At 72.9% G+C, this 1228-nt stretch carries 1 protein-coding gene and 1 pseudogene; both read left to right on the forward strand.

Annotation, left to right across the window (positions count from 1 at the left end):
* A partial coding sequence (locus tag AB8Z36_RS40530; RefSeq protein WP_369218349.1) for an ECF transporter S component occupies positions 1-809 on the forward strand: 809 nt, incomplete at its 5' end.
* A 197-nt stretch (positions 810-1006) separates the two neighbouring features.
* A pseudogene (locus AB8Z36_RS40535) lies at positions 1007-1228 on the forward strand (hypothetical protein); the annotation flags it as partial.

The following is a 1228-nucleotide window of genomic DNA, read 5'->3' on the forward strand; positions in this document are numbered from 1 at the left end:
ATTCCCGCCCGATCCGCCTCGGGCGCCGGTCGGTCGCGGCGCTGGTGCTGGTCAGCGCGGTGGGTGTGGCGGCTTTCGGATGGCCGCTCCTCGCGGACGGGCGGTCGGGCCTCGCCGACCACGCGCAGGACGCGCCGTGGCTGTTCGCCGCGCTGCTGCCGCTGCTGCTCGCCGTGGTCGTGGCGACCATCGCGGACGTCGGCCTGGACGCCAAGGCCATCGCCATGCTGGGGGTACTGGCCGCCGCGGGCGCCGCGCTCCGGCCGCTGGGCGCGGGGACGGCGGGCATCGAGCCGATGTTCTTCCTGATGGTGCTGAGCGGGCGGGTGCTCGGGCCCGGCTTCGGTTTCGTGCTCGGGGCGGTGTCGATGTTCGCCTCGGCGCTGCTGACCGGCGGGGTGGGTCCGTGGATGCCGTTCCAGATGCTGTCGATGGGGTGGGTCTGCATGGGCGCGGGCCTGCTGCCGGGCCCGGAACGCCTGCGCGGGCGCCGCGAGCTGTGGCTCCTCGCGGTGTACGGGGCGGTGTCGTCGGTCGCCTACGGCACGGTCATGAACCTCCAGGGCTGGCCCTACCTCGGCGGCCTCGCCACCGGCGTCTCCTTCGTCCCCGGCGACCCCCTGCCGGACAACCTCGCCCGCTTCGTCGCGTACTGCCTGGCGACGTCGCTGGGCTGGGACCTGCCGCGGGCGGTCGTCACGGTGCTGCTGAGCCTGGCGCTGGGGCCCGCGGTCCTGAAGGCGCTGCGCCGGGCCACGCGGCGGGCGGCCTTCGAGGCGCCGGTCACATTCGAGGCCCCGAGGGCGTAGGCGCACCTGCGCGGTCCGTTACGTCGCCGACGCGTGTCCGTGAGGCGGCACACAGTACTTTGGTCCTCTACGAGGCGGGGCCGTAGCCGCCCAACTTGACGCGCACACTCCAAAACCCCGCCTGACCAGCGGATTGAGACGCGGGTCACAGACGGCCTTTCCTCCTGATATGCGACTCCCACTAGTAAACAGGGTCATTGCGACCGTATTGCGATCCTGTTTCTCTGGACGAGTCGCACGGCGCCGACGACCCCACGGGCTCGGCGCCTCCGCATGTCCTCCACTCCCCCCGGCGTGCGCCGCGACTCCCGTCCCCCACCGGAAGGTCCTCAGTGCCCGCCTCGCTCATCCGCCGCATCGCTTCCCCCAAGAAGGCCATCACCGGCGGCCTCGTCGCCGCCGCCGCGTCCGGCATGGTC

This window comes from Streptomyces flavofungini, assembly GCF_041028215.1.
Lineage (GTDB): Bacteria > Actinomycetota > Actinomycetes > Streptomycetales > Streptomycetaceae > Streptomyces > Streptomyces flavofungini_B.